The sequence below is a fragment of the Clostridium sp. 10cd* genome, assembly GCF_044336395.1.
GTDB lineage: Bacteria > Bacillota_I > Bacilli_A > Erysipelotrichales > Erysipelotrichaceae > Clostridium_AQ > Clostridium_AQ innocuum.
In genome coordinates this window covers 1,516,298-1,541,510 of the sequence record NZ_CP172347.1, presented here as the reverse complement: position 1 = coordinate 1,541,510, position 25,213 = coordinate 1,516,298, and the positions used below count along the sequence as shown (strand labels likewise).

Genomic DNA, 25,213 nt, shown 5'->3' with positions numbered 1-25,213 from the left:
GAAGAAAAAAAAGAGTGCTATACTAAATGCACAATGGGGAGGTACTGCAATGAAAATACAGAAAACGAATGCCATGCGTATTCTGGACAGCAAGCAGCTGTCCTATGAAGTGCTGAGCTATGCACATGGAAAAGAGGCTGTTGCAGGTCTTGATGTAGCAAAGCAGCTGGAAGAGAATCCGGAGCAGGTTTTCAAAACACTGGTAACGGTTGCGAACACGAAGGAATATATCGTCTTCGTAATTCCTGTTGCACATGAGCTGCATCTGAAGAAATGCGCAAAGGCTGCCGGTGTAAAATCCGTGGAAATGATTCATGTGAAGGATATTAACAAGATTACAGGCTACGTCCGTGGGGGATGCTCCCCCATCGGTATGAAGAAGCAATTCCGCACCTTTGTACACGAAAGCTGTACAGGGCATCCTACCATAATGTTCAGTGGCGGGAAAATCGGTGTTCAGATCAAAATGCAGCCGGATGAACTGTTAAAGCTGATTCATGCGGAAACAGCAGATCTCATCAGTGAAGCTTAATGCTGTCATGCTCCATGGCAGCTTTTTTCATAAAAAAGGAGAGCTTACTCCCCTGATGTAAATACATATTTATCCAGCGCCTTCGCGATTCCCATCTGATCATTGGTATCGGTGACATCCCATGCTGCCTGTTTCAAGGAATCCATAGCATTTCCCATAGCGATGCCGTACTTCACGGTTTTGATCATTTCCATATCATTTTCCGCATCTCCAAACGCCATCATTTCCTCTGTGGAGATTCCCAGCTTCTTTCCAATACGCAACAGCGCACTCGCCTTGGATACCCCCTTCGGCATAACCTCAATCCAGGCAGGACCAACCTCCAGCAAGTCATAATCCTTCAATTCCCTACGAAGATGCGGCAGGTGCTTCTTGAAAAAGGAGGCCGTCTGTATCAGTACAAACTTATTCACATCCTGTGTAATTTCATAGTCTGCATCCTCCAGTGGAATGAAATTTCGCTTTCCCTGATTAAACCCGTAATCCATCGGCCGCCCAAACACGACACTGCGCACCTTTTTCATTGCCTTCAGACGCTTGGATATCAAATCATAGAAATCATATCCGCAGCAGCTGATGACCTCAAAATTATATTTCATTCCCAGTGCCATCACTTTCTTTGCGTCATTGCCGTCCAGCACCTTATCCACATAATATTCCTTTTTATGAAAATCATAAATAATCTGTCCGTTAACCCCTGCAACAAAATTATCACCTCTGTGCTCAAGCTCCAAGGGCTCATATACAAAATCAATACCACCCTTATCCCGTCCGGTAGCTATCGTTATGGAAATCCCCATCTCCTGTGCCTTGATCAGACGTTTTTTGGTTTCCTCATCAATTGTCTTCTGCGTGGTCAGCAGCGTTCCATCCAGATCCAGTGCTATCAGTTTTATCGCCATGTTCTACCTCTACTTTCTTTATCAACCCTATTATAGCGAATATAGAAAAAAAGTAAACCTGAAATCCCTGTAAAGAAGCTCTGCCAACCGTAAAGAAAACGGACATCTCTATTGAAATGTCCGTCCCTTTATTTTATTTCGCTAATTTAGCAGCTGCTGCCTCATCAACAACAACGACAACATCTTCATGATTCTGCAATACGCTTGCAGGACATGCCGGATCAACCGGTCCGTTGACCATAGCTGCAACAGCATCTGCCTTGTTTGCGCCGGATGCGACAAGCAGGATTTTCTTTGCCTTCATGATGGTCGCAATTCCCATTGTAATTGCATGTGTCGGCACCTGATTGATATCATTATCAAAGAAACGCGCATTATCAGAACGTGTTTTTTCTGTCAGCTCAACGATATGCGTTTCCTCTGTAAACGGTGTACCCGGCTCATTAAATCCGATATGTCCGTTTCCGCCGATTCCCAGAACCTGTACATCCACGCTGACATTTTCCATAGCCTTTTCATAGCCTTCACAGTCTTCCTTCGTACTTCCATAAGGTACATGAATCTTGTCTTCCGGTAAGTCAATACCCTTAAACAGGTTTTCATGCATGAATGTCCAGTAGGATTCCGGGTGATTTCTGTCGATTCCAACATATTCATCCAGATTGAAAGACTGGCACTGTGCATAGCTTGTTCCATTGTCCTTATGATCCTGAATCATGTTCTTGTACAATCCAATTGGACTGGAGCCTGTTGCAAGACCTAAAACAGCATCCTTTTTGTTTGTGACAACTTCCTTCATAACAGCAAATGCTTCTTTGCTTACTGCATCGTAATCTTTCACTACAATAACTTTCATTTTCTTTTCTCCTCCTGATATTACACAGTAATATCATACCATTTTAAAAGCATGTTTTCAATGTCAGAACATACATATCCTGTACTTCCAGCCGATCGCTGAGCACCGGCTTCTTGCATTCCATATACGATTACAGATGGTAGCCGCTTTTTTCCATGCCGGCGTTTGTTTTGCCTCTGCAGTTCAGATCCCGGTTCCTATGGCAACAGATTTCCGGCTGCAACATAGATGGAATACCATTCCTCTCTGGTCAGCGTAATGTCACAGGCTTGTACAATCCCTTCGATGCGCGCGGTATTGACAGAGCCCAGAATCACCTGCATTTGAGCCGGATGGCGGAGCAGCCATGCTGCCGCAATCGCACTGCTGCTGACCTGATATTTCTTTGCTAGTGCCTGAATCCGTGCATTCACCTCGGGAAATTTCGGATTATCGAGGAACACACCTTCAAACATGCCATACTGAAACGGTGACCAGCACTGTATTGTAATATCCTGCAGTCTGCAATAATCCAGTGTACCGTTATCACGGTCAATACCGCGCTGGTCAAAGGTATTGACATTGACACCGGCATCAATCATCGGTGTATGCATGACACTCAGCTGCATCTGATTGATTTCAATCGGCTGCCTGCTGTATTTTTTCAGCAGCTCAATCTGATAGGGATTGTGATTACTGACGCCGAAATGCTTCACTTTTCCTGAGGTATACAATGCATCAAAGGCCTGTGCTACCTCCAGCGGATCCATCAGGGCATCCGGACGATGCAGCAGCAGATAATCGAGATATCCACATTGCAGACGCTCTAGAGAAGCATCCACACAGCGAAGTATGTAGTCTCTGGAAAAATCATAATGTGTTGTTTCACTGCGATGGATACCGCATTTTGACTGAATGAGCATATCCTTTCTTAAAGAAGGCTGTGCCTTCAATACCTTACCAAACAGCTCCTCACAGACTCCTTTTCCATAGATATCCGCATGGTCAAAGAAATTGATACCGAGCTTTAGATCCTGATGAATCAGTTCCTCCAACTCGTTTACGCTCATGGCATCAATACGCATACAGCCCTGTATGATAGCCGGTGCCTGTGTACCTGCAATGCTTATGCTTTTCATATGTTAGCTTCCTCCTCTTTATCAGTTGCCTTCATTATACTTCTTTTTCCTGTACGTGAATACAGGAAACAGCTTTTTTCAGCAATGGAATTCTTATTGCATAGGAAGCAGAGCATTAACGCGGATACCATTTCATTCCTGATTCTGTACTTTGCCAGCTGAATTCAGAAAAGGGCTCCCAGTGCCTGCCAAGCCCTTGAAATCTCAATTGCCGGAAGCAGCCCCTGTGTATGAACGCACAACTGGATCTTTCTGTCCTTCATCCGCAGCATGATATCTGTTCTGCAAGGAGCAGGGTAATTAAAACAGTCTGTAGGTTTTTCATCACCGCATGAAAATCGCTACTGCCACGGCATGAAAAAGGATATGCAAAGAGCCTTCCTCCTATCCCATATCCGACTTAGGAAGCACGCTTTCTGCATATCCCTGTTTTTTTAAAATACCTGAATTGTATATGCGGTTGTGAATGTTTTTCCTGCGGAAAGTGTCATCATTCCCTCACGATGGGAGAAGTCTTCCTCCACCCTTGAAAAGTCCGCATGGCCGTACCACGGCTCCAGACAGATAAACGGCGCATTCTTTTTCGCTGTCCAGATTGCCAGATACGGATAGCCGCTGATGGAAATGCGCACACCGTGGTTGTTCGGTCCGGATAATGTCAGATAGGAGCTTTTCATCCCCTGATAGATCAGCGTCGCATATTTCTCGATTTCCTCATAGCTGCAAGGTATCGTCTGCAGCTCCACATCCTCCAGCGTATACGGTTTCTTCTTTTCAGGATCAAACACCAGCTGCTTCAGCTTCTCCGGATTCGAAAAACGCATGGTATAGTCCTCAAACGCCTCTCCCTCGCACAACGGACAATTGAAGCCGGGGTGCAGACCGAATGTAAACGGCATGTCCCGTTCTCCGGTGTTCGTGATACGATAGGTTACCGTAAGGGTATCATCCTGCAGTGCATAGCCTACCTCATAATGAAAATCGAAGGGGTACTGCGCTTTTGTTTCCGCACTGCTGTCAAATGCCATGACGACCTCTTTTCCGTCATCGCATACACAGTCGAGCGTCGCATAGCGAACCAGACCGTGATTTTTCATTGCATATGTTTTGCCATCCATTTCATAGGTGCCATCCAGCGTATTGCCTACCAGAGGAAACAGACCTGGATTTTTCCCTGTCCAATAATCCGGATGTCCCTGCCACATATACTGAATGCCGGTTTCCAGATCGGTAAAGCTTTTGATTTCTCCACCCTTCGCAGTGAAGGTCACCTCATAACGATTATTTGTTAATTTCATACTGCCTCTCCTCTCTCAGTTGTTCATGTCTATTATAGCACAACAAAAAGCAGATTCTCCAGAAACTGCAGGACTTCTCCTATATCCATTCCATCTCTTTACAGAAGTGATATAGTCCATCCTCGTCAATGGAACCGCAGACATAATCCGCTGCCGCCTTTGCTTTAGGATTGGCATTCCCCATAGCAATGCCGATGCCTGCGGCCTGCAGCATCCCCACATCATTGGCACCGTCACCAAAGCATGCGATCTGTTCAACCGGAATATCCCAATGTGCAGCCATCGCCTCTACCCCTTTGCTTTTATCTACGTTTTCCGCTGTGATTTCCAACGTATTGGAGGAATGCGTTACAATAAAGGCATCCCTCATGAGCGCAATGATTTCCTCACGCTGTTCCCCGTTTTGCGGATAGGCAAGCATATTAAACACTGTTTCCTGCTCATAGGGCTTTACAACGGGCATATTCAGATACAGCTTGAAAAACTCATCACGGATATTGTGAGGACAAGGTGTTGTCAGACAGTCATTGTCAAAGGTGGAGTACCGCACAGGTATGTGCCTTTGTTCACAGTAGCGGATGAGCCGCTCCACCTGCTCCTGTAACAGGGGAAAGCTGGTGACAGTCTCCTCTTTGCCCATGATGAGTGCTCCCCCATCAAAGATTGCAGCATCAAATGCAAAATCCCGAAAAAAGGCCGGAAGATTACGGACCTCATAGCGACACCGGCTTGTAGCGATACCGATACGGTATCCGTTTTCCTTCAGGCGGTTCAGCGTCTGACGGGTGGTTGCAGGAAAATCATGAATACGATGCGTATACAGCGTATTGTCCACATCAAAAAATAAAGCTTTTATATGTTTCATATACAATCCCTCATTTCATAACGCTTATCATTATAGCATGATAAAGGGATAAAACAAAAGAAGCACCTGGGGAAGTGCTCCTTTTGCTGTTGCTTATTATTTATTTAATAGAAAGGAAAAGTATGAAAAATTTTCTGAGGGGAAAAATTCATATCTGCAGGATTCCTCCTGCATGCTTACAGTATACCGGAAAGTTATATTTTAATTATGTAGAGAACTTGTAAAAATGTGTGTTCTTTCAAGTGCCTGAACCCAAATTATGTGAAGCACATGCAAAAAAGGGCTGTAGAAAGATAAATGTGAAATTCTCACGGATTTGCCAACAAAAAAGGTGCCTTGGGGGAAGCACCTTTTCTGTATATGGTAATTAGTATTTTGAAAGGGAGAAAGTATGAAATACTGTTGGGGGAAATCGTTCATACAGGCAGGATACCTCCTGCCTGCTGATAGTATACAAAACGTCTATCAATATATTATGTATAGATCATGGTAAATTATGTGGAATGCATGCATCGGCAAATCGGTAATCATCATTTTTAATCTATTTCATCCACCTGAGAATGTCCTCCCGTTTATTTCCATCAGTGAAGCAGTTCCTGCTTTGATTTTTTTACTAATTTGCCTTTCATTTTCAATCATACTTGAATAACGGTATCGAGCACTTTCCCGGGAAGACCTGATCTGTGCTACAGCTATCCCTCCGGTAAGGGACGCATAAGGCTTATGGCAACAGCATGCATTTGGTTATATTTCATGACTCCCTGTGCAAACGTATGAATCATCAGGTATCTGTGCGTTTTCTTTGGTTAACAAAAAAGATGCCTTGGGGGAAGCATCTTCTCTGTATATGATAATTATTATTTTGAAAGGGAGAAAGTATGAAATAATTTTGGGGGAAATCGTTCATACAAGCAAGATACCTCTTGCTTGCCTATAGTATACAAAATGTCTATCAATATATTATGTATAGATCATGGTAAATTATGTGTAATTCAGCAAAGCTCACCCCAAATTATGTGAGCATTGCCGTAAAAATGCTGAAGAAAGGGAATCCTGCGGATTCCCATCTGGTTTCTATTATGATTAGAATGCTTCTTTTCCTCTTACGTAGGTCATTTCGACGGAGTAATCATCATTCAGTACAACGATATCTGCATCATAGCCAGCCACAAGCTTACCTTTGCGATCATCCACATTCAGATATCTTGCCGGATTCAGCGTACAGGAGTTGATTGCATAATCCCAAGGAATCATCGCCTTTTCAACAAGCACCTTCAAGCCCTCATTGACCTTCAGGGTAGAGCCCGCAAGACTCTTTGCGTCGGTCAGATGTGCACTGCCATCCGGATACAGCTCAATTTCATTTCCACCGAAGAGAACCTTTGTCCCGACCGGCAGACCTTTTACCATTAACGCATCCGTAATCATGATGGTATAATCTCTTCCCTTCGCCATGAACAAATCGTTTAATGCATCCGGTGTAGAGTGATTTCCATCACAGATAACCTCACCGAAGGTATCACGGAAACGCATAGCAGCTCCTACCAGACCCGGCTTGCGGTGATGGAACGGTGTCATACCGTTAAAGATATGCGTCATGGACGTTGCTCCGTTGGCAATTGCCATACCTGCTTCCTCAATCGTTGCCGCAGAATGTCCGATGCTTACGCGAACATCGTTTGCTGCACAGTATCTTGTCAGTTCGAAATCCTCGTCACGCTCGGTAGCCATTGTAATAATTTTAATCAGCCCGTCGGCAGCCTTCTGATACCGTTTGAACTGCTCAACATCCGGTTTTACAATGCACTGCTCCGGCTGTGCTCCCTTGTATACCATATCCAGATACGGTCCTTCAAAATGGATACCGAGGATTTCCGCTCCCTCATAGCCATCCGCTACGACCTTTGCGACATTTTTCACTGCCTTGGTAAGTACCTCCTCTGTCTGTGTGATTGTGGTAGGACAGATTCCGGTAACACCCTCCTCGGGAATGTGTTTCATCCAGTTTCGCAAGCCTTCTTCTTCTGCATCATTGGTGTCAAAGCCATAGGCACCATGTGTATGAACGTCAATGAATCCAGGTACAATTCGTCTTTCACCATAGTCCTTGTCAGCCGGTTTAGCGCCATAAGCCAGAACATTTTTGATTTTTCCATCCTCCAGCTCCAGCTGGGCTTCGATGAATTGACCGAGTACCCATATTCTCTTACTTTGAATAATCATGAAATAGCTCCTCCTTTATTGATATCTTTATTATACTACCCGAATCTTTTAATTTAAACGGGTTTGCAACTTAATTTTCAATTCGTGTACCGTTTCTGCTAAAAACTGCAAATAATGTCACTTATTTAATTTGTGAATAAAAAAATTAAATAAGTGGACATCCTCCTTATATCATATTAAAATAGAAGCCAGAGGTGAAGGAAATGAAACAAGCAATACAAATGAAAGAAAATATGTACTGGGTCGGTGTTCATGATTTCAATTGCCGTCATTTTCACGGTGATCTGTTTCCGATCGCAGAAGGGACGACCTATAATTCCTATCTGATTGTCGATGAGCAGGTGACACTGATCGATACTGTTGAGGAAGAATTCTATGATACGATGATGGAGCGCATTCGTTCGGTAATCGGTGAGCGAACCATTGACAATGTTATCGTACAGCATGCAGAGCCGGATCATTCCGGAGGCTTCCTGAAATTTATGAAGGATTATCCCAATGCCAGACCGTATGCCAGCAATGCCGGTGTGGGCATCATGTTGAAGCAGTATTTCAAAAGCTATGATTTTCAAAGGGTGAAAACCGGTGATACCTTGTCCACCGGGCGCTATACGCTTACGTTTGTGGAAATGCCGATGATTCACTGGCCGGATAATATGCTGACCTATGTCGCAGAGCAGAAAATTGTATTCTCCAATGATGCGTTCGGACAGCACATTGCAAGCTATGATATCTTTGATGATGCACATGGTGCTGCCAAGTGTATTGATCGCGCAAAGGATTACTATGCAAATATCGTGATGCCGTATGGTATGCAGGTTGCCAATAAGCTAAAGCAGATTCAGGATATGAATCTTGACATTGATATGATTGCCCCGGCACATGGTATTATCTGGAGAAGCTACCTGCCGGAGCTGTTTCAGGCATATGAAGATTTTGCGACCTTCAAGGCGGTTGATAAGGCGGTCATCGTATATGAAAGTGTCTGGAAGCATACACAGATGATGGCTGAGGCGCTCGCTGAGGGTATGGGAAGAAACGGAATCTGTGTAAAAATCTTCAAATGCTCAATGACCTCCCCCGCAATCATACAAAAGGAGCTGCTGGATGCCAAGGCGGTTCTGGTTGGAAGCGGGAATTACAACAATGCCATGGCGGGAAGCATTGCGGCTTTTCTGGAAAAGCTCATCACCTGCAAGGTGAAGAATAAAAAGGGCCTTGGCTTTGGTTCCTATGGCTGGGCAAATCTTGTCACAAAGGAAATCAATGCCCGCCTGGGAAAGGCAGGAATCACACTGCTGAATGATGAGGTCGTTTCACAGAATTACACGCCGAGTGAAGCGGATTTGGACACACTGATGGAGCTTGGTAAACAGATTGCTGAAGAAATCAAGGCGATGTAGGTTTGATTCAGCTCTGCCAGTAAGCATATACATGAAAAGCAAGGCACGCAAAATGCCTTGTTTTTTTATGCAGGAGTGCTTGTACGTTAACATATACGCTGTAGCACGCAGTACGTTTCTAAAAACATAGCACAACAATAGCGTACCACCTGCCTGATACTCCCTGTTTCTTATGGATGGCGCTGATTTCAAGCACCGATAAAAAGAGCTTTATGATTTTTTCACGAGATGAAAATATTCATCATAGCCCAGATTCAGCTCTGAACAAATCCTATCATTGATTGCATAAAGGGCATTTCGATATTCCCGATAGGCTGGACTCAGTTTCTCCATATTCGGCAGGAATATATCATTGTAACCGCTTCTTTGCAGCTCCATCATCCAGTGTCGTTTACTGATTGAGGAAGGCAGGTAGCGAAGCAGACAATATTTCTGAACCCGATACTGATGGAGAACCGCCTTTTTCATTTGCGCGTACTGCTTTGCATTCGGTTCCAGTAGCCTTTTCAGCTGTGCATCCAGCCTTGCCTGTATAGCCGCGGCCTGCTGATTTTGCAGAAACCCCGTTAGAAATGTAACAATTCTCATAGACAGCGGCATCTTCAGGTCGGTTGTATCCCAGAATGTGAGAATTGCCTGATAGGCATCCCGCTGCTCCTGCGTCGTGATGGGAATCTGCAGATACGGCAGAAAATGATATAGAAAGAGCTTGCCATAAAAGCCCGGTATCATTTCCTGAATAGCTGCCGCTATCGTTTGATAATCAAGCTGCTCCTGCAGCACCCGGTAATCCTTTGTGCCTGCCAGCATTTGGCGCACTGCCTCCAGCTGTGCCGACTGCTGCTCCAGATGTCTCTGCATCTGTTCTTCAAGCCGCTGCAGCTCCTCTTGCTCCACCTGCGAATCATGCAAAATACGTTGAATGGCGGACAGCTCCATCCCCAGCTTTCGATAAACCTGAATCTGTTGCAGAACAGCTATATGCTCTTCGGTATATCGGCGATAACCGTTTTCATCCTTTTCCACCTGCAGCAGTCCCTTTTCCTCATAATACTTGATAGCCCGCTTGGTCATTTGTACCTGCTGTGCCACCTCCTGTAATTTCATGAGATCACCTCCAGCTAAACCATATACCTGTACGCGGCGTACAGGTCAATAGAAACAGCCACATTTCTGTTTCATATCATGCGAAAGCAGTGCTTGTAATGCGCACACCCTCTGCACTGCCGTTTTCATAACGAAGGCGAAAAGCTATCCCACGGCTTTTGATACGCAGTAGCTATCTGTATATAAGCATTGCAGTCACCTTCCCATATGGCAAAGCTGTCGTTCAGATAAAAGCATGAGACCTGCCAAGCACTCCTTGCCAGCAAATCCCTGGAACCTGCAAAGAAAATGCGCCTTTTCTGCACGTTTTTTCTTTGCAGCTTAGCTTGTATGCCATAAAGAAGCTTTAACAGCAGTTACCGCCTTTCCCACATGAAGGCGTACATTTTCTTTTATTTCCTGCGCAGCTGCTTTACTCCCTTGCGGATATAGCGCTGTTTATTGCGCTTGCCCTTTGCAAAGAACAGCCCGAAAACAATTAAGATAACACCGCCTGCAGCTCCCAATACATACTGTATCGTTTCATTTTGTTCCTCTTCAGCAGCCAATCCATCGCTCCACATATTCAGCTTCTCTTTTTTTGCTTCTTTCTCCAGCGTCTGCAGCTCCTTCGTATATGCATAATCACCATACAGATACTTCACCTCTGCCAGTCCCTTCTTTACAAGCTCCTTTTGCAGCAGGACATCATCCGCATACACCCATGCCAGTGTGCGTCCGTATTTATCCAGCTTATCACTGCCGTCATCATATTCCAGCTCGATCGTTTCCGCAGATTTCAAGGCATCACACACATAAGCGCTTGCCTCTTTGCCATAGGGCTCTTTGGTTTTGGTATATTCAGGCGCATTGATTGCCAGAAATCGTACTGTCGTATCCTTGCCATTGATTTTAAAATGTGCGGTGTCTCCATCTGTACATTTGCTAAATTCAACTTCCTCTCTTGTATTTGCCTGTACGGGCAGTGCTGCCATAAGTGCCAGCAGACAAAAAAACATAATTTTCTTCATAATATCCTCTCCATGAGTTATATTATAATGAAAATTATGTCGTTCTCAAGACTTGCTTTTTTTATTTTTCATAATTCCGGCATTCAGCAACAGCAGGCCCGCTATGGCAGTACATGATGCTGCCTGCAGATGCAGATGATATACAAAGTATACTACGCCGGCCACGATCAGAAAGACAACACTGCCTCCCGCAGATACAAGAACAGATATCTCCATCTGTTTCTTCGTGGGCTTCATAAGCTGTTCCCGCTTTTTCATAACGCTATGATTTACTGCATCTACATGTCTCTGTAATTCATTCATTTTTTCAACAGGGTTCATTTTGCATGCCTCCTTGCATAGATTCCCACAATTGCTAAAATCACAGCTGCAAAAAGATTTCCAAACAGCTGCAGCAGCATCTGACTTAGTCCCCCTTCTGTCAGCCACTGCACAAAGGAATTAAAGAAGCCGGACAGAATGACAATGATTGCCAGCTTGAACCATAAGGATATGCGGCTGTGCAGCAATACGAGATAGATAAGAACCGCAAATACATCAGCAGCGGCAGCGATTGTCCAGGTCAGGGGAAGAAAATTTGAAATCGGAAGCTGCAGCGACAGGCAATACAGATAAGGAAACAGCATCACCATTCCCACCAGCATCGTTTTTTCGATCAAATAGCGATGTGACATAAGCAAAGCCGTAAGAATCATCCACCCATATATGACAGACACAGCAGCAATCCATGCCCAGCTGATCGCTCCCTCCAGAACATAATTGCACAACAGGCAGATGCCGATGGACAACACAGCAAGTGCACTGAGCATAATCCAAATCCATCGCTGAATACGTTCCCTGTTTTCCTTCACCTTCAAAACAGCATAATCTGCAAGATTCTTTAGATTTTTTTCATTTCCCTGCTTTTGCGTATCCGTTTCCTCATCCCCGAGCAGCTGGGAAACCTCTATGCCAAGCTCCCTGCACAGCGGCAGAAGCAAGGAAATGTCCGGATAGCCTGCGCCAGTTTCCCTTAGTTAAAGATATGAACCCTATTTATCAGTCTACTTTTCCAATAAATCGGTAGTATATCTCTATTTCCTGTATTCTTTCATTGTCCTCATTCGTTGTTGCTTCGTGAATAAGGATTTTTTCTATCATTGCATTTAATAACGGTGCTGTCAGTTCCTTTGGTACGGAATACTCCTTGATTAACTCAATCCACTTTTCAGCACCTATCATATCCTGTTCCATTTTACTTAATTCTTCTCTTAGGTTGGTTATCTGCTGTTCCAGTTCTATCTGCTCCTTTTGATATTTCCCCGACAGCATGATGAAGTTTCGTTCCGTTATCTTCTCACAGGCTCTATCTTCATACATTTTCGCAAACAAGCGGTCAATCTCATTTTGTCGGTTCTCGGCTTTCTTCAAAGCACTTGCCTTTTTCTTCTTTGCCCGTATTCGCTCTGCATTGCCAGCCTTTTGTATCTTATTCACCACCTTTTCTTCGTCCTGCTGTACTGCCTTAGTCCAATATTGCAATCGTTCCAATACTGCTTGATACAACACATCATAACGGATATAGTGCATAGAACAAGTACCTTTTCCAAACTGTCCGTAGTAACTGCAAGCATAATAACTGTAAGGCGTTTTATTTGCCTTATTTGTCGCAAACCGCATAGACCAGCCACAATCCGCACACTTGACAAGCCCTGCAAATATCGGCGTTGCTTTTTCCTTTGTCTGTCTACGCCTTGATTTTATCTGTTCCTGCACACGATAGAATACTTCTTTGTCAATAATCGGCTCATGCGTGTTTTCTACTCGAAACCATTCACTTTCGGGTTTTCGTACTTTCTTCTTGCTTTTGAAAGAAATAGTTGACTGTCGATTATGAACGCTGTTGCCGATATAGACTTCACTTTTTAAAATTGCCTTAACATGAGCAATCGTCCATTCATAACGCTTGCTGTCGGGCTTTCCCTCAAAGATATGTGCAAAAGTACCATACCTTGTAAAATTCAGCCAAGACGCTGTCGGAACTTTTTCTTCTCGCAGTACCTTTGTGATTTTGGCACTACCGTAACCTTGATAGGCTAGGGAGAAGATTTTTTCAACAATCCATTTTGTTTCCTCATCAACCAGCAGTTTTCCTTTGATGTCGGGGTGTTTCTTATATCCTAACGGAGCATAAGCCCCATAATACGCACCCTCTGCAAATTTTGTCTTAAATGCAGATTTCACTTTACGGCTTGTATCTCTTGCCACCCATTCATTGATGATATTCTTAAATGGTGCAATCTCACTTTCGCCTTTTTCGCTGTCTACACCGTCGTCAATCGCTATGTAACGGACATTATGGCTGGGAAAATACAATTCTGTATATTGTCCTGTCATAATATAATTTCTGCCAAGTCGGGAAAGGTCTTTCGTTACAACACAGTTGATTTTTCCTGCCTCTATATCGATAAAGTCCGTATAATTGTGTAAAAGTAAAAAGGCCATATAACAGTCCTTTTACGGTACAATGTTTTTAACGACAAAAACATACCCAGGAGGACTTTTACATGACCCAAGTACATTTTACACTGAAAAGCGAAGAGATTCAAAGCATTATTGAATATTCTGTAAAGGATGACGTTTCTAAAAATATTTTAACAACGGTATTTAATCAACTAATGGAAAATCAACGAACAGAATATATTCAAGCAAAAGAATATGAACGAACAGAAAACCGACAAAGTCAACGAAATGGCTATTATGAGCGCAGCTTTACGACACGTGTAGGCACGCTAGAATTAAAAGTACCCAGAACACGTGATGGCCATTTTTCACCCACAGTGTTTGAACGTTATCAACGAAACGAAAAAGCCCTCATGGCTTCAATGTTGGAAATGTATGTATCAGGCGTTTCAACTCGTAAAGTATCAAAAATTGTGGAAGAACTTTGTGGTAAATCCGTCTCTAAGTCCTTCGTTTCTAGCTTAACAGAACAGCTAGAACCTATGGTTAACGAGTGGCAGAATCGTTTATTATCAGAAAAAAATTATCCTTACTTAATGACCGATGTACTCTATATAAAAGTACGAGAAGAAAATCGAGTACTCTCAAAAAGCTGTCATATAGCGATTGGAATAACCAAAGATGGCGACCGTGAAATTATCGGCTTCATGATTCAAAGTGGCGAAAGCGAAGAGACCTGGACAACATTTTTTGAATACCTAAAAGAACGCGGTTTACAAGGTACGGAACTCGTTATTTCTGATGCGCACAAAGGATTAGTCTCTGCCATTAGAAAATCCTTCACCAACGTAAGTTGGCAAAGATGCCAAGTTCACTTCCTAAGAAATATCTTTACCACCATTCCTAAAAAAAATTCAAAATCTTTCAGAGAAGCTGTTAAAGGAATTTTTAAGTTCACAGATATTAACTTAGCGCGTGAGGCTAAAAATCGATTGATTCATGATTATATCGATCAACCAAAATATTCAAAAGCTTGCGCATCATTGGATGATGGATTCGAAGACGCCTTTCAATATACCGTACAAGGAAATTCCCACAATCGACTAAAGAGTACCAATCTAATTGAACGACTGAATCAAGAAGTACGCAGAAGAGAAAAGATTATTCGCATCTTCCCCAATCAAACATCAGCCAATCGCTTAATTGGAGCCGTTCTTATGGACCTACATGATGAATGGATTTATTCTTCAAGAAAATACATCAATTTTGATAAGTAGAAATGGTAAAAACATTGTATAGCATTTTACACAGGAGTCTGGACTTGACTCACTTCCTTTATTATTTTTCATTTTTTTAAACTATTTAATACTAATGTCTTTTATAATAGCTTTTCATATATTATATAATCAATCTTTATAAGTCCTTTTATAAATTTCTTTTCTACCATTTTCGATAAATTCCTGTTTAATATTTTTAATTCCATAAACAATAGTTTCAATAGGATAATATTCTTCAACTATATCTTGATATTCTTTTGCTTTCTCAATATCTATATTTCCATACATTCTTAATATATCTTCTCCAAAATTTGTTCCTATTTCTTCTTCACTATCTTCAAGTAAGTATATAAAATCACAATATTCATCTATAATTCCAGAATCTCCAAAATCAATTATTCCAGTTAATCTATTATTGCCATCTAACAATAGATGATTACAACTAAAATCATTATGGCATAAACACTTTTTACCCTCAAAAACTGTTGTTGCATTTAGTCTTTCCATAAAACTTTCTATATAATCTTTTTCTATATCAGTTAAATCATTATAAATAGTTTCACGCAACAATATATACTCTTCTAATACATTTTGTTTATTATCAATAGTACATTCACTAATATCTGTATAATCTAAACCGTGCATTTGTCTTAAAAAACTGGCAATATCTCGTTTTAACAAATTTTGTTCTTCTTCTGACATAGTAGAATAAATTTCTGGTGTTAAAAAAGTTCCTTTAATTTCTTTATAACCTAGTATAGATAATTCATCACTAATATACGAATATTCAATATTAGGAATTTTTACATTAGTTTCTAAATTTGTATTTAAAAAATTATATATTGCTTTTTCTTTTGCATAACCTTTTTTCTTATTAGTACTAAATTTTGTTTTAAAAATGTATTCATTATTAACTAAATATGCCACACTATCATAACCACTACCGATTATTTCAATACTATCTACTTTGAAATTATCAAAGTAATGCTCAATTAAATATTTCATTGCCTTAACATTTGTGGCATTATCATCATATCTATATTCCATTAAATAACAATCTTCTTTTTTGCCCTCGTGTAATTCATGTTCTGGCAAATCTTCAATAATTCTAAAACCAGATTTTTGGTATGCCCTTATTGCTCTTGGATTATTTTTATGAGGGTCTAAAATAACTGCATTAGCATTTCTTTCTTTTTTCAAAAATTCAAAAATCAATTTAATATATCTTGTACCAATTCCTTTACTCCAATAATTTGGCTCTCCTATAAATTGATCCATACCATAGACTATCTCATCAGTTTTTGGATAATGATAATCAGTATATAACTCATCATACATTTTATATATTTGTCCATATCCAATAGGAACATTGTTATATTCAATAATTACTCTAAAAACTTCATCTTCCCAAGGCTCTGTATAATGTTTTTTTAATGATTCTAATGTATATTTTTTATCTCTACCACCATAAAATTCTAATACTCTTTCATCAGTTAACCATTTTAACATCAAAGGAAAATCATCATCTATTAAAGTTCTTATACATATTTCATTTTCAACTATATTCATTTATTTATCACCTTTTTCATAATCATATACATATACTATTTCATCTTTATAATCATTTTTACCACCTAATTTTTCATATACATGGCAAGCTCTAGGATTACCTTTATCAGTTATTAAAAACATTTCAGAACAACCAATCTCTTTAGAATATTCCTTAATAAAAGATAATAATTTTGAACCATAACCTTTGTCTTGATAGTTAGGTAACATTCCTATTGAGTGTAAATAAAACATTGTTTTTCCATCAGGTCTTAAAAGTGTATAGCAATATGCAAATCCTATAATTTTATTATTTTCTTTAGCTATAAACCCAAATGAACTGGTATCATTAAGAAATCCTTTTAAATTATCAATATCAAAAACCATATTATCATCAATTAAAACTTCTTCCATAAACTCAGTCAAGTCCAGACTCCTGTGTAAAATGCTATACAATGTTTTTACCATTTCTACTTATCAAAATTGATGTATTTTCTTGAAGAATAAATCCATTCATCATGTAGGTCCATAAGAACGGCTCCAATTAAGCGATTGGCTGATGTTTGATTGGGGAAGATGCGAATAATCTTTTCTCTTCTGCGTACTTCTTGATTCAGTCGTTCAATTAGATTGGTACTCTTTAGTCGATTGTGGGAATTTCCTTGTACGGTATATTGAAAGGCGTCTTCGAATCCATCATCCAATGATGCGCAAGCTTTTGAATATTTTGGTTGATCGATATAATCATGAATCAATCGATTTTTAGCCTCACGCGCTAAGTTAATATCTGTGAACTTAAAAATTCCTTTAACAGCTTCTCTGAAAGATTTTGAATTTTTTTTAGGAATGGTGGTAAAGATATTTCTTAGGAAGTGAACTTGGCATCTTTGCCAACTTACGTTGGTGAAGGATTTTCTAATGGCAGAGACTAATCCTTTGTGCGCATCAGAAATAACGAGTTCCGTACCTTGTAAACCGCGTTCTTTTAGGTATTCAAAAAATGTTGTCCAGGTCTCTTCGCTTTCGCCACTTTGAATCATGAAGCCGATAATTTCACGGTCGCCATCTTTGGTTATTCCAATCGCTATATGACAGCTTTTTGAGAGTACTCGATTTTCTTCTCGTACTTTTATATAGAGTACATCGGTCATTAAGTAAGGATAATTTTTTTCTGATAATAAACGATTCTGCCACTCGTTAACCATAGGTTCTAGCTGTTCTGTTAAGCTAGAAACGAAGGACTTAGAGACGGATTTACCACAAAGTTCTTCCACAATTTTTGATACTTTACGAGTTGAAACGCCTGATACATACATTTCCAACATTGAAGCCATGAGGGCTTTTTCGTTTCGTTGATAACGTTCAAACACTGTGGGTGAAAAATGGCCATCACGTGTTCTGGGTACTTTTAATTCTAGCGTGCCTACACGTGTCGTAAAGCTGCGCTCATAATAGCCATTTCGTTGACTTTGTCGGTTTTCTGTTCGTTCATATTCTTTTGCTTGAATATATTCTGTTCGTTGATTTTCCATTAGTTGATTAAATACCGTTGTTAAAATATTTTTAGAAACGTCATCCTTTACAGAATATTCAATAATGCTTTGAATCTCTTCGCTTTTCAGTGTAAAATGTACTTGGGTCATGTAAAAGTCCTCCTGGGTATGTTTTTGTCGTTAAAAACATTGTACCGTAAAAGGACTGTTATATGGCCTTTTTACTTTTACACAATTATACGGACTTTATCTCTATATCTTCAATCATTCTCTGGAAACTCGGTCTTTCAAAATTTGTTCCCGACCAGCCGTCATCAATATACTCATCAATCACATTCAAATGATGTTCTTTTGCATATAGACGCAACATACTTCTTTGTGTGGTAATGCTGGAACTTTCGCCCTGTAATTCATCATCTCGGCTTAACCTAAGATAAAGTGCAGTATTGTAAATCTGTTGTTTCATTGTCAGTTATCCTCCTTTATAACTAACCCGTGTTTACAATACCTGCTTGCAAGTAAAGTATAACACGGGTACTTTTTGTCATTCAATCTATTTCTTACAACTGCACCGATTTTATGCGATTGTCTGCTTTGCTTTTTCCAGCATAACATCCGTCAGAAGTTCTTCCATTGTCTTTCCCTTTTCGGAAAAATGCTCTTTTACAACAATCTTTGTTTTTCCTCTGTTGCCAATGCCACGCTTATTATCTGTCTTTTCCTGCCTTGTTTTTACAATATCAGCAATAACACATACCCCCTTTCTGTAAAAATCTTTTCTAAGCAATTCAACGGCTTTTGTCATAGCCCACAGGAGTTCCACCTCTGCATAGTTCTTATGTAGCCGTACCCATTGCGTGCGACGCTCTGAACGCTCAAGCTGTGGCTGTACGGGAGTATCATTATCAGACAGGACAGGTCATGGCGGTAGGAAAGGACAAGTTTCTTACAGGAACACAGATAAGGCTCGCTCACTTTAGCAGGGAAAAGGTCATGGCGTATCTGTTTCAACGGCTCGCTGTCTGTCAAACGTATTAAATTGCTTTATTCAGTTGTCAAAGAACATGAAAGAAGAAAATCGTCTTTCCTAATATACCGCGTTGGAAAAGAGCAGAAGCGTAACCAATCTTCAAAACTTTTCTCTTTTCCTGCACCATATAGGGAAAGAAAGTGTCATTCTGCTAAGTTGGTGATGAAAAAATCTGATTTTCTTTTCACACCCTAACTACCCATGCAACACTATTACTACCAACTATGGAATGAAAGATTTTCTTTGCTCCATATAGGGAACGGAAACTACGGATTGTTAAGTTGAAATTGAAAATCGTTTCTTCTTTCACATCATATAGGGACAGCAACCACCGATTTAATGACCTGTTTTCAAAAAAAGTCAGATTTCCTTTCCTTGCACCATATCTGTACGCAAGTAACCGTTTTGTTGCAGATTTTTTGAAGAAATTAAAAAATACCGTCATTCCCTTGTGGAACAGCGGTATCTTTCTCAATCATATCTGCTATGTCTGTTGTCATTTGTTTGATTTTTAATTCCTGCTTTTCTGTTAGTCTTGTATGTCTGTCGATTTCTTCCAGATAATTTGCCCCTGTTTTCTTTTCAATCTCTTTTATCATCAATAAAGAGGGCATTACCTGTCTTTCTAACCAGCGTTTTGTTTTATCCATATTGACTGCGACAGGTGTCATAACAAATGGAAGTGAAGTCATTACATTATCTAAAAATATATCCCATAAAATATAATCGGGAAAATCTATCTGTGTGAGAATAAGGTTCGCTATGGTCTGTTCGGGATTTCTTGAAAAAACAAATTGTTCTATCGTTTGTCCTGCTTTTTCATTTTTCAAACGAATTTCAAAGCGGTTCTTAATGTCTGTTTTTATGCCTTTGCTTTTTTGTTCCTTTTCTTTTTCATATAGGCAAAAGTAGATAGAACTATTCTTTGAACCGATATAAAAAGTTTTTGCAGTATCTCCATTTGTACCCGATAATTTTCCGCTGTCTACTGCTTCATGGGTTCTTGAACGTTTCCATACCTTGTTGGCATAATAGCGTTCTCTTAGAATTTCTATATCCAGCAATCCACCCATATCATTGACTGCCAAATCTATGCGTTTAAAAACACCTTGATAATCTATACAACAGCTTAAAAAGCAATACCAGTCTATCCCTCTTGCCTGTAAAACATATTCCAAGTTCCGACACCCCATACCTCTTAATTCCAATAAAACACCCATAGAACTATCTTTAGAAGCATTTACACTAATATCCCCATAGACATACTGTTCTTCATAACCATACATTCCATAATCTTCATGGATAAAATATTCGCTCTTCATTGCCAGTATATTTTTTATAATTTCCAATGCGTCTGTGGTAGGAAAACGAACACGCAGATAGTCAATCGTTAAAGTGAAAGGCTGAGTACAATTACAATAATCAAGATAATGCAAAAGTATATGTTTCATTTCTTTACTGGCTTTTGTTTTTCCGTTTTCAATTTCATTTAAGTTCTGCCTGCTGATTTGTAGTTCCTGTGCCAGTCGTGATTGCGAGTAATCACAGGCATTTCTCTTTTGCTTTAATGTTTCAATAAATTTTATATCATTCATGCTTTATTCCTCCAATCAAAAAAAGGCATATACTCATAGGAGCATACACCTTGTATCTTATATTTATTTTCTATTGATATGCTGTTTTAGACCTGTCGGGTAGAAAAAATAGGGTGTGAAGTGAAATAAGTTCTTATAACCTTATAAATCGTTGCATATCAGCAGTTTTGTATTTGTTTTTGCTCTTGTCTTTTGTAATAGTACCCCCCTGTTAGATAACGGGGGCTTAATCTTCGCTCGCCACAGGCTCGCTCACAGACGAAGTGAACCAGCCACTTGCAAGACATGGCAGAAAAATCTGAGAGATTTTCCTGCCACCGTGTCTGGATCACTCCGTCTGTTTAATCATTTCCTTTATTTTCTTGTATAGGTACTCCATTTTTCTTCATGTATTCTATAAAAGACTCAGTCCCTATTAGCATTGCATCTAAATTTATTTTTTTCTCGTTCTGCACTATGATTTTTATACTACCGCTTGTACTGATTTCAATATATTCTATTTTTGTAATTGAAATCTTTCTTTTCTTCATAGGGTAAATAACAATCAATTCCTGTTCTTCTATAATTATTTTATATTTACTGATTGCCCATGCAGTAAAAGCACTAATAATCCCCATAACCAAAAACAAAATAGTAATACCAGTATCTTGCCATAAATATATAATAACCACTGAACATATCATAGAAATAATGAAACACCCATATAAAATTTTAGAAAATACAGGTGGAAAGCATAATTCTTTTAAATCCCCTTGCAATTTATACTTTTTGCTTGTTATCATAGATATTATTCCAAATACTAATGTCATAAAAAATAATCCTATTATTTTCATCACTTATTCTCCTTAATCTCTCCATATCTACTATTAGGTAAATATCTAACTCTCAGATATTCCCCCTTTTGTATTCCTTTACTATAAACAGTTACAAATATTTCTTTTTTAGTTTTATTATCCATAATTCCAATAGCTCTTGTTTTGTTTTTATCTTCATCACTATAATTCCAAGATGTTACTGTTCCCTCTACTTCAAGATAATTGCCAGAATTTATGTTTGGAAAATCCTGTACAGCAGGAAGAACTACCCGCAAAAACGCAGGAATCAAAATGATACCTATAATACCATTTGAAATCATATTCATCCTTTTTTCATTTCTCTTTACAAAATCTCTCATGTCCAATGGAGCATTTTCCCAACGAAAGATTTTTTTCTTTTTTATTATGTGATATAAAAACCATATTGTAAGAACAGATAACAATAAAGCTTCCATATATAAAACCATAATTATTCTCCCCATACTCTTTTCTCCTAGAAATTTCTTTGCAAATTGTTAACCGATTGATTTTTTATCTGATAATTTATTATATCATTTATAGAACTCACATGTCATTACTTTTCTGCTATCTGTCAAAATATTTTTTATCCCATGCCTTATCAAGAGTGCAAGCATTGCTTACGCAACAAGCTCTTGACAATTCATGCTCTAAAAAATGAAAGATAGTCAAGCAGAAAAAAGAACAAATTGTGCTGTGTTACAGCAACAAAAAAACATCTCATATTTTGTATGAAATGCCATTTTGCTTTTCTTTATGCTATTTTCTTTGTCGTATCAAGGTTCTTTCAATCGTAGTAAATTAGTGGTAAATTTCTTTTGTATTTTCATTCATATTGCTTAAAGTTCCTGCGTTTATGCGGATAATAGGATTTTTAATCTTTTTGGTATAAAAAAGCAGGAGACCTTTTCAGATTTCCTGCTCAGTAGAGTTGTGAAGATGTTATTGTTGTTATTTAATTTCAATGTTCGTCATAGTTACTAACCCAAGACGAACTAAAATAGTTTGTACGATACGACACCAAAAAATACCTAGAATCAGGAGCAAAGCATATAAAATAATTGACGCTTGTAAATATTGTCTGCCAAAGTGAATAAGAATAAGCAGTGGAGACATTAATATTACAAAGAATATAATGCTTGTAATTATTCTTTTTATGTTTTTTGTATCTGCTAAATCAAATTCAGCTCCACAAGAACATTCGTTAGGTATTCCTCCTTTTATTTCAGTACCACAGTTCATGCAATATAGTTTCTTCATTCTAATCACCTCTACAACCTGGAATTGTTCTATTATTATCTTTCAATTTCTATACTTAAAGATTTTCCAGATTTATCACTTTGAAAATTTTCATAATACCAAAAATAGAAAGGCTTTTCACAAAGTTCAAAATAAATAATTTCATCGGGTTTTTTATTTTCTATTTTTGTATTGTAAATATCTTCATCATGTACAAATCCATATAAAAAGCGACTATTGTCTGGACTGATATTTAAGTCTTGCAATCTATCACTTAATGCTAACTGTGATTTTAGTAACGACATCGTATCTTTGTCATACGGGCGGTCTTTCTTTATAACCTCATGTACACTTGTAATATGAGCATATCTCTTTTTACCATCTACTTCCTTAATTTTGAATTTTGAAAATGTCAAACTTGACTCTATATCGTTTTTTTCTGATATATACAAAACACTTTTATAGTTTTCGTTTTCAAACTCCTTTATAATCTTATCAATATGTGTTTTATATTCTTCGCCTTGTTCAAACTCAATAGAGGCACTTAACAGAGCATCCTGTATTGAGTTTGCATAATTTTTATCAGAAAGTAAACTTTCTTTTGAGTTTAAATCTTCTATTGGATAATATTTTGTTATTTCTTCCGGAACATATTTATCGTTCATTTCTGTTCTTTGTATTAAACTATTTCCACCTGTTATTTGACCTAAATATCCAAGCCCTAGAAAAACACTAAACACAAAAATAATTATTCCCAATATTATCCAAATTACCTTCTTTTGTTTAGTCATAAGATTAAGCCCTCTCAATTTATTGATTGTTAAATACAAATTTATATGTTTCTCTGTATTCACATTATACCATTTTCCACTACCCGCTACAATATTTCAAAATCTTAAGACTACTTTTTTCTGCTTTTGAAAAGCTACTTTACCGTCCATAATTTGTAAAGGGTGCCAAAGCATTGCTTACGCAACAAGCCCTTGACAAACCACAGCCTGATAAGTTTAGAGTAATCAAGCAGAAATGAAATAGTCTGCTGTTTCAAGGCAACGAAAAAGAGATACCAGCACATTTATGCAGTATTTCTAACTTAATCACACTATTCTTTTATTCGCAAGCAGGAAAACACAGGTTATTTCTTAATATCCTTTTGTTTGGGAAACTCCACGCTCCCACTTACTGATTGTCTTATCACTCACTCCAAGCTTTTCTGCAAGCTCTCGCTGTGTATACTTTAACTTCTTTCTTGCTGCAGAAATCTGCATGCCAATCTCCTTTTGCTGCATACATGCACCTCGTTTCTATACAGGTATCATATCATGCTTTCGCAAAATCACCTATCGACGAATCGTAGATTTCAGATAAAGCGTTTGTTTTTCCTGCATTCCCTGTCTTCTTCTAATAAATCAGCCACAAAAATCCACAAAATGTCAGAAACCTTATAATTTGTGCATATAAAGCCTTCTTCCGAAAAAATGTGTGTCAGCTCCTCAATGGTTGTAAAATATTCATCCTCCAGCTCTGCTTTCTGCTGTGGGGTACAGTGCTGCTCATACTTCATGCGATCCTGTGCATGCTCAAACATGAGATCAGCAATCACAATGCGCCCCTGTCTTCGCAGTACCCGCTTCATTTCGCGAACGGCGAGAAGCCGTTCCTGTGCATCACAGTGGTGGAAAGCATAGGACGCTGTTATGGTATCGAACGAGCATTTTTCAAAGGGGAGGGAAAGAAAGGTTCCCTGATGGAGAAGCATGTCCGGCAGCTTCTTCTTTGCCTGAATCAGCATTTCCAATGACTGATCCACCCCCTCAACCGACAATCCTGCAGCAGTTAAGCGCTCGCTCAGATTTCCGGTTCCACAACCGACATCCAAAACCCTGCCGCCATGCATTTGCGCATGCTTTGCAGTTTCGTCCAGTACATGGTCATATGCCTCATAAAACGGCAGTCCCTGTGGCGCGGGCATATGCACGACCTCATCATACACCTTTGCAAAGGAATCAAAATCCCAGCGATCCTTCCATTCCCGGTTCTTATTTAATTCCTGCAGCAGTCGCTGCATTTCCTTTTGATCCTGCTGCTCCTCATAGGTGTTTGCCAGCATCGCATTCAACTCCTGCGAAATATGATCGCGTACCGCTGTCAGTTCATGCAGGTGCGCGTTTAACAGCTGCAGCTGTTGGAAATACAGCTCCTGCGCATTCCCCTTTTCCCTGCTTAAAAGCTCCCTGATATCCGCAAGCGAAAAATTCATTGCGCGATACAGCAGAATTTTCTGCAATATAGCCCGCTCATCCTCTCCGTAGACACGATAGCCGTTCGTGAGCCGCCGTGAGGCAAGCAGCCCCTTTTTTTCATAAAATCGCAGCACATTCGTATGGATGCCATACAGCTCTGCCAGCTCCTTTATCTTATACATTTGTATCACCTCATGCA

24 protein-coding genes and 2 pseudogenes are annotated in these 25,213 nt (G+C 39.5%); 3 read left to right on the top strand and 23 right to left on the bottom strand.

Annotation, left to right across the window (positions count from 1 at the left end; genetic code table 11):
• Nucleotides 1-49: 49 nt before the first annotated feature.
• Entirely contained in the window at nt 50-532 is a 483-nt protein-coding gene (gene ybaK / locus ACG3M1_RS07645; RefSeq protein ID WP_008819159.1) for a Cys-tRNA(Pro) deacylase, read from the top strand.
• Between the two features lie 44 nt (nt 533-576).
• On the opposite strand, the gene ACG3M1_RS07640 is transcribed toward ybaK, so the two are convergent.
• From ACG3M1_RS07640 to nagA, 6 genes are all read right to left on the bottom strand, one after another.
• Nucleotides 577-1,434 (bottom strand): Cof-type HAD-IIB family hydrolase, encoded by an 858-nt coding sequence (locus ACG3M1_RS07640; protein WP_002608248.1) that lies wholly within the window; start codon nt 1,432-1,434, stop codon nt 577-579.
• Between the two features lie 133 nt (nt 1,435-1,567).
• Nucleotides 1,568-2,290: a glucosamine-6-phosphate deaminase gene (nagB, locus tag ACG3M1_RS07635; protein WP_008819160.1), complete on the bottom strand. Its 723-nt coding sequence runs from the start codon at nt 2,288-2,290 to the stop codon at nt 1,568-1,570.
• 197 nt (nt 2,291-2,487) lie between these two features.
• Nucleotides 2,488-3,408, bottom strand: coding sequence for an aldo/keto reductase (locus ACG3M1_RS07630; protein ID WP_008819161.1), 921 nt, complete (start codon nt 3,406-3,408; stop codon nt 2,488-2,490).
• 434 nt (nt 3,409-3,842) lie between these two features.
• The gene (locus tag ACG3M1_RS07625; RefSeq protein WP_008819162.1) at nt 3,843-4,706 is read right to left on the bottom strand and encodes an aldose 1-epimerase family protein; all 864 of its coding nucleotides are present in this window, start codon (nt 4,704-4,706) and stop codon (nt 3,843-3,845) included.
• 79 nt (nt 4,707-4,785) lie between these two features.
• Nucleotides 4,786-5,571, bottom strand: coding sequence for a Cof-type HAD-IIB family hydrolase (locus ACG3M1_RS07620; RefSeq protein ID WP_008819163.1), 786 nt, complete (start codon nt 5,569-5,571; stop codon nt 4,786-4,788).
• A gap of 1,083 nt (nt 5,572-6,654) precedes the next feature.
• Nucleotides 6,655-7,794 (bottom strand): N-acetylglucosamine-6-phosphate deacetylase, encoded by a 1,140-nt coding sequence (nagA, locus tag ACG3M1_RS07615; protein WP_008819164.1) that lies wholly within the window; start codon nt 7,792-7,794, stop codon nt 6,655-6,657.
• Between the two features lie 203 nt (nt 7,795-7,997).
• Here nagA and ACG3M1_RS07610 point away from each other — a divergent pair, with 203 nt between their 5' ends.
• A complete protein-coding gene (locus ACG3M1_RS07610; protein ID WP_395815154.1) occupies nt 7,998-9,197 on the top strand; it encodes an FprA family A-type flavoprotein in 1,200 nt (399 codons plus the stop codon).
• A 210-nt stretch (nt 9,198-9,407) separates the two neighbouring features.
• Here the strand turns inward: ACG3M1_RS07610 and ACG3M1_RS07605 are convergent, their stop codons facing one another.
• The 5 genes from ACG3M1_RS07605 to ACG3M1_RS07585 form a co-directional block, all read right to left on the bottom strand.
• Complete coding sequence (locus ACG3M1_RS07605) at nt 9,408-10,304, bottom strand: MerR family transcriptional regulator (protein ID WP_161129277.1); 897 nt, start codon at nt 10,302-10,304, stop codon at nt 9,408-9,410.
• Between the two features lie 392 nt (nt 10,305-10,696).
• Entirely contained in the window at nt 10,697-11,314 is a 618-nt protein-coding gene (locus ACG3M1_RS07600; protein WP_055201304.1) for a thermonuclease family protein, read from the bottom strand.
• A 45-nt stretch (nt 11,315-11,359) separates the two neighbouring features.
• On the bottom strand, nt 11,360-11,635 hold the full coding sequence (locus ACG3M1_RS07595) for a hypothetical protein (protein ID WP_055201306.1): 276 nt from the start codon (nt 11,633-11,635) through the stop codon (nt 11,360-11,362).
• Complete coding sequence (locus ACG3M1_RS07590; RefSeq protein ID WP_244343705.1) at nt 11,632-12,294, bottom strand: XRE family transcriptional regulator; 663 nt, start codon at nt 12,292-12,294, stop codon at nt 11,632-11,634. Before ACG3M1_RS07590 ends, ACG3M1_RS07595 begins: the two co-directional genes overlap by 4 nt.
• Nucleotides 12,295-12,352: 58 nt before the next feature.
• A complete protein-coding gene (locus tag ACG3M1_RS07585) occupies nt 12,353-13,798 on the bottom strand; it encodes a recombinase family protein (RefSeq protein WP_052465179.1) in 1,446 nt (481 codons plus the stop codon).
• Between the two features lie 62 nt (nt 13,799-13,860).
• Here ACG3M1_RS07585 and ACG3M1_RS07580 point away from each other — a divergent pair, with 62 nt between their 5' ends.
• Nucleotides 13,861-15,033: an IS256-like element IS256 family transposase gene (locus tag ACG3M1_RS07580; protein ID WP_000195429.1), complete on the top strand. Its 1,173-nt coding sequence runs from the start codon at nt 13,861-13,863 to the stop codon at nt 15,031-15,033.
• A 129-nt stretch (nt 15,034-15,162) separates the two neighbouring features.
• On the opposite strand, the gene aph(2'')-Ia is transcribed toward ACG3M1_RS07580, so the two are convergent.
• The 12 genes and pseudogenes from aph(2'')-Ia to ACG3M1_RS07520 form a co-directional block, all read right to left on the bottom strand.
• Nucleotides 15,163-16,602 (bottom strand): aminoglycoside O-phosphotransferase APH(2'')-Ia, encoded by a 1,440-nt coding sequence (gene aph(2'')-Ia, locus ACG3M1_RS07575; RefSeq protein WP_001028144.1) that lies wholly within the window; start codon nt 16,600-16,602, stop codon nt 15,163-15,165.
• A complete protein-coding gene (locus ACG3M1_RS07570) occupies nt 16,603-16,995 on the bottom strand; it encodes a GNAT family N-acetyltransferase (protein ID WP_000393259.1) in 393 nt (130 codons plus the stop codon).
• 56 nt (nt 16,996-17,051) lie between these two features.
• Nucleotides 17,052-18,224: an IS256-like element IS256 family transposase gene (locus tag ACG3M1_RS07565; protein ID WP_000195429.1), complete on the bottom strand. Its 1,173-nt coding sequence runs from the start codon at nt 18,222-18,224 to the stop codon at nt 17,052-17,054.
• 100 nt (nt 18,225-18,324) lie between these two features.
• Nucleotides 18,325-18,540: pseudogene (locus tag ACG3M1_RS07560) on the bottom strand (recombinase family protein); the annotation flags it as partial.
• 111 nt (nt 18,541-18,651) lie between these two features.
• A pseudogene (locus ACG3M1_RS07555) lies at nt 18,652-18,866 on the bottom strand (tRNA wybutosine-synthesizing protein 3-like protein).
• Nucleotides 18,867-19,532: 666 nt separating this feature from the next.
• Nucleotides 19,533-20,699, bottom strand: a complete 1,167-nt coding sequence (locus ACG3M1_RS07550) for an XRE family transcriptional regulator (protein ID WP_004614023.1) — start codon at nt 20,697-20,699, stop codon at nt 19,533-19,535.
• Nucleotides 20,700-21,040: 341 nt separating this feature from the next.
• Nucleotides 21,041-21,532 (bottom strand): hypothetical protein, encoded by a 492-nt coding sequence (locus ACG3M1_RS07545; RefSeq protein WP_004614024.1) that lies wholly within the window; start codon nt 21,530-21,532, stop codon nt 21,041-21,043.
• On the bottom strand, nt 21,532-21,996 hold the full coding sequence (locus ACG3M1_RS07540; RefSeq protein WP_004614025.1) for a hypothetical protein: 465 nt from the start codon (nt 21,994-21,996) through the stop codon (nt 21,532-21,534). Before ACG3M1_RS07540 ends, ACG3M1_RS07545 begins: the two co-directional genes overlap by 1 nt.
• Before the next feature lie 487 nt (nt 21,997-22,483).
• The gene (locus ACG3M1_RS07535) at nt 22,484-22,792 is read right to left on the bottom strand and encodes a hypothetical protein (protein WP_004614026.1); all 309 of its coding nucleotides are present in this window, start codon (nt 22,790-22,792) and stop codon (nt 22,484-22,486) included.
• Nucleotides 22,793-22,827: 35 nt separating this feature from the next.
• A complete protein-coding gene (locus ACG3M1_RS07530; RefSeq protein WP_042741426.1) occupies nt 22,828-23,562 on the bottom strand; it encodes a hypothetical protein in 735 nt (244 codons plus the stop codon).
• Between the two features lie 351 nt (nt 23,563-23,913).
• Complete coding sequence (locus ACG3M1_RS07525; protein ID WP_022300552.1) at nt 23,914-24,060, bottom strand: helix-turn-helix domain-containing protein; 147 nt, start codon at nt 24,058-24,060, stop codon at nt 23,914-23,916.
• A gap of 71 nt (nt 24,061-24,131) precedes the next feature.
• Entirely contained in the window at nt 24,132-25,196 is a 1,065-nt protein-coding gene (locus ACG3M1_RS07520; RefSeq protein WP_055201308.1) for a MerR family transcriptional regulator, read from the bottom strand.
• Nucleotides 25,197-25,213 lie beyond the last annotated feature (17 nt).

Excerpts from the sequence above, each read along its gene's own strand:
- ybaK (WP_008819159.1), top strand. The coding sequence starts at position 50 with ATGAAAATACAGAAAACGAATGCCATGCGTATTCTGGACAGCAAGCAG.
- ACG3M1_RS07640 (WP_002608248.1), bottom strand. The coding sequence starts at position 1,434 with ATGGCGATAAAACTGATAGCACTGGATCTGGATGGAACGCTGCTGACC.
- nagB (WP_008819160.1), bottom strand. The coding sequence starts at position 2,290 with ATGAAAGTTATTGTAGTGAAAGATTACGATGCAGTAAGCAAAGAAGCA.
- ACG3M1_RS07630 (WP_008819161.1), bottom strand. The coding sequence starts at position 3,408 with ATGAAAAGCATAAGCATTGCAGGTACACAGGCACCGGCTATCATACAG.
- ACG3M1_RS07625 (WP_008819162.1), bottom strand. The coding sequence starts at position 4,706 with ATGAAATTAACAAATAATCGTTATGAGGTGACCTTCACTGCGAAGGGT.
- ACG3M1_RS07620 (WP_008819163.1), bottom strand. The coding sequence starts at position 5,571 with ATGAAACATATAAAAGCTTTATTTTTTGATGTGGACAATACGCTGTAT.
- nagA (WP_008819164.1), bottom strand. The coding sequence starts at position 7,794 with ATGATTATTCAAAGTAAGAGAATATGGGTACTCGGTCAATTCATCGAA.
- ACG3M1_RS07610 (WP_395815154.1), top strand. The coding sequence starts at position 7,998 with ATGAAACAAGCAATACAAATGAAAGAAAATATGTACTGGGTCGGTGTT.
- ACG3M1_RS07605 (WP_161129277.1), bottom strand. The coding sequence starts at position 10,304 with ATGAAATTACAGGAGGTGGCACAGCAGGTACAAATGACCAAGCGGGCT.
- ACG3M1_RS07600 (WP_055201304.1), bottom strand. The coding sequence starts at position 11,314 with ATGAAGAAAATTATGTTTTTTTGTCTGCTGGCACTTATGGCAGCACTG.
- ACG3M1_RS07595 (WP_055201306.1), bottom strand. The coding sequence starts at position 11,635 with ATGAACCCTGTTGAAAAAATGAATGAATTACAGAGACATGTAGATGCA.
- ACG3M1_RS07585 (WP_052465179.1), bottom strand. The coding sequence starts at position 13,798 with ATGGCCTTTTTACTTTTACACAATTATACGGACTTTATCGATATAGAG.
- ACG3M1_RS07580 (WP_000195429.1), top strand. The coding sequence starts at position 13,861 with ATGACCCAAGTACATTTTACACTGAAAAGCGAAGAGATTCAAAGCATT.
- ACG3M1_RS07570 (WP_000393259.1), bottom strand. The coding sequence starts at position 16,995 with ATGGAAGAAGTTTTAATTGATGATAATATGGTTTTTGATATTGATAAT.
- ACG3M1_RS07565 (WP_000195429.1), bottom strand. The coding sequence starts at position 18,224 with ATGACCCAAGTACATTTTACACTGAAAAGCGAAGAGATTCAAAGCATT.
- ACG3M1_RS07550 (WP_004614023.1), bottom strand. The coding sequence starts at position 20,699 with ATGAATGATATAAAATTTATTGAAACATTAAAGCAAAAGAGAAATGCC.
- ACG3M1_RS07545 (WP_004614024.1), bottom strand. The coding sequence starts at position 21,532 with ATGAAAATAATAGGATTATTTTTTATGACATTAGTATTTGGAATAATA.
- ACG3M1_RS07540 (WP_004614025.1), bottom strand. The coding sequence starts at position 21,996 with ATGGGGAGAATAATTATGGTTTTATATATGGAAGCTTTATTGTTATCT.
- ACG3M1_RS07535 (WP_004614026.1), bottom strand. The coding sequence starts at position 22,792 with ATGAAGAAACTATATTGCATGAACTGTGGTACTGAAATAAAAGGAGGA.
- ACG3M1_RS07530 (WP_042741426.1), bottom strand. The coding sequence starts at position 23,562 with ATGACTAAACAAAAGAAGGTAATTTGGATAATATTGGGAATAATTATT.
- ACG3M1_RS07525 (WP_022300552.1), bottom strand. The coding sequence starts at position 24,060 with ATGCAGCAAAAGGAGATTGGCATGCAGATTTCTGCAGCAAGAAAGAAG.
- ACG3M1_RS07520 (WP_055201308.1), bottom strand. The coding sequence starts at position 25,196 with ATGTATAAGATAAAGGAGCTGGCAGAGCTGTATGGCATCCATACGAAT.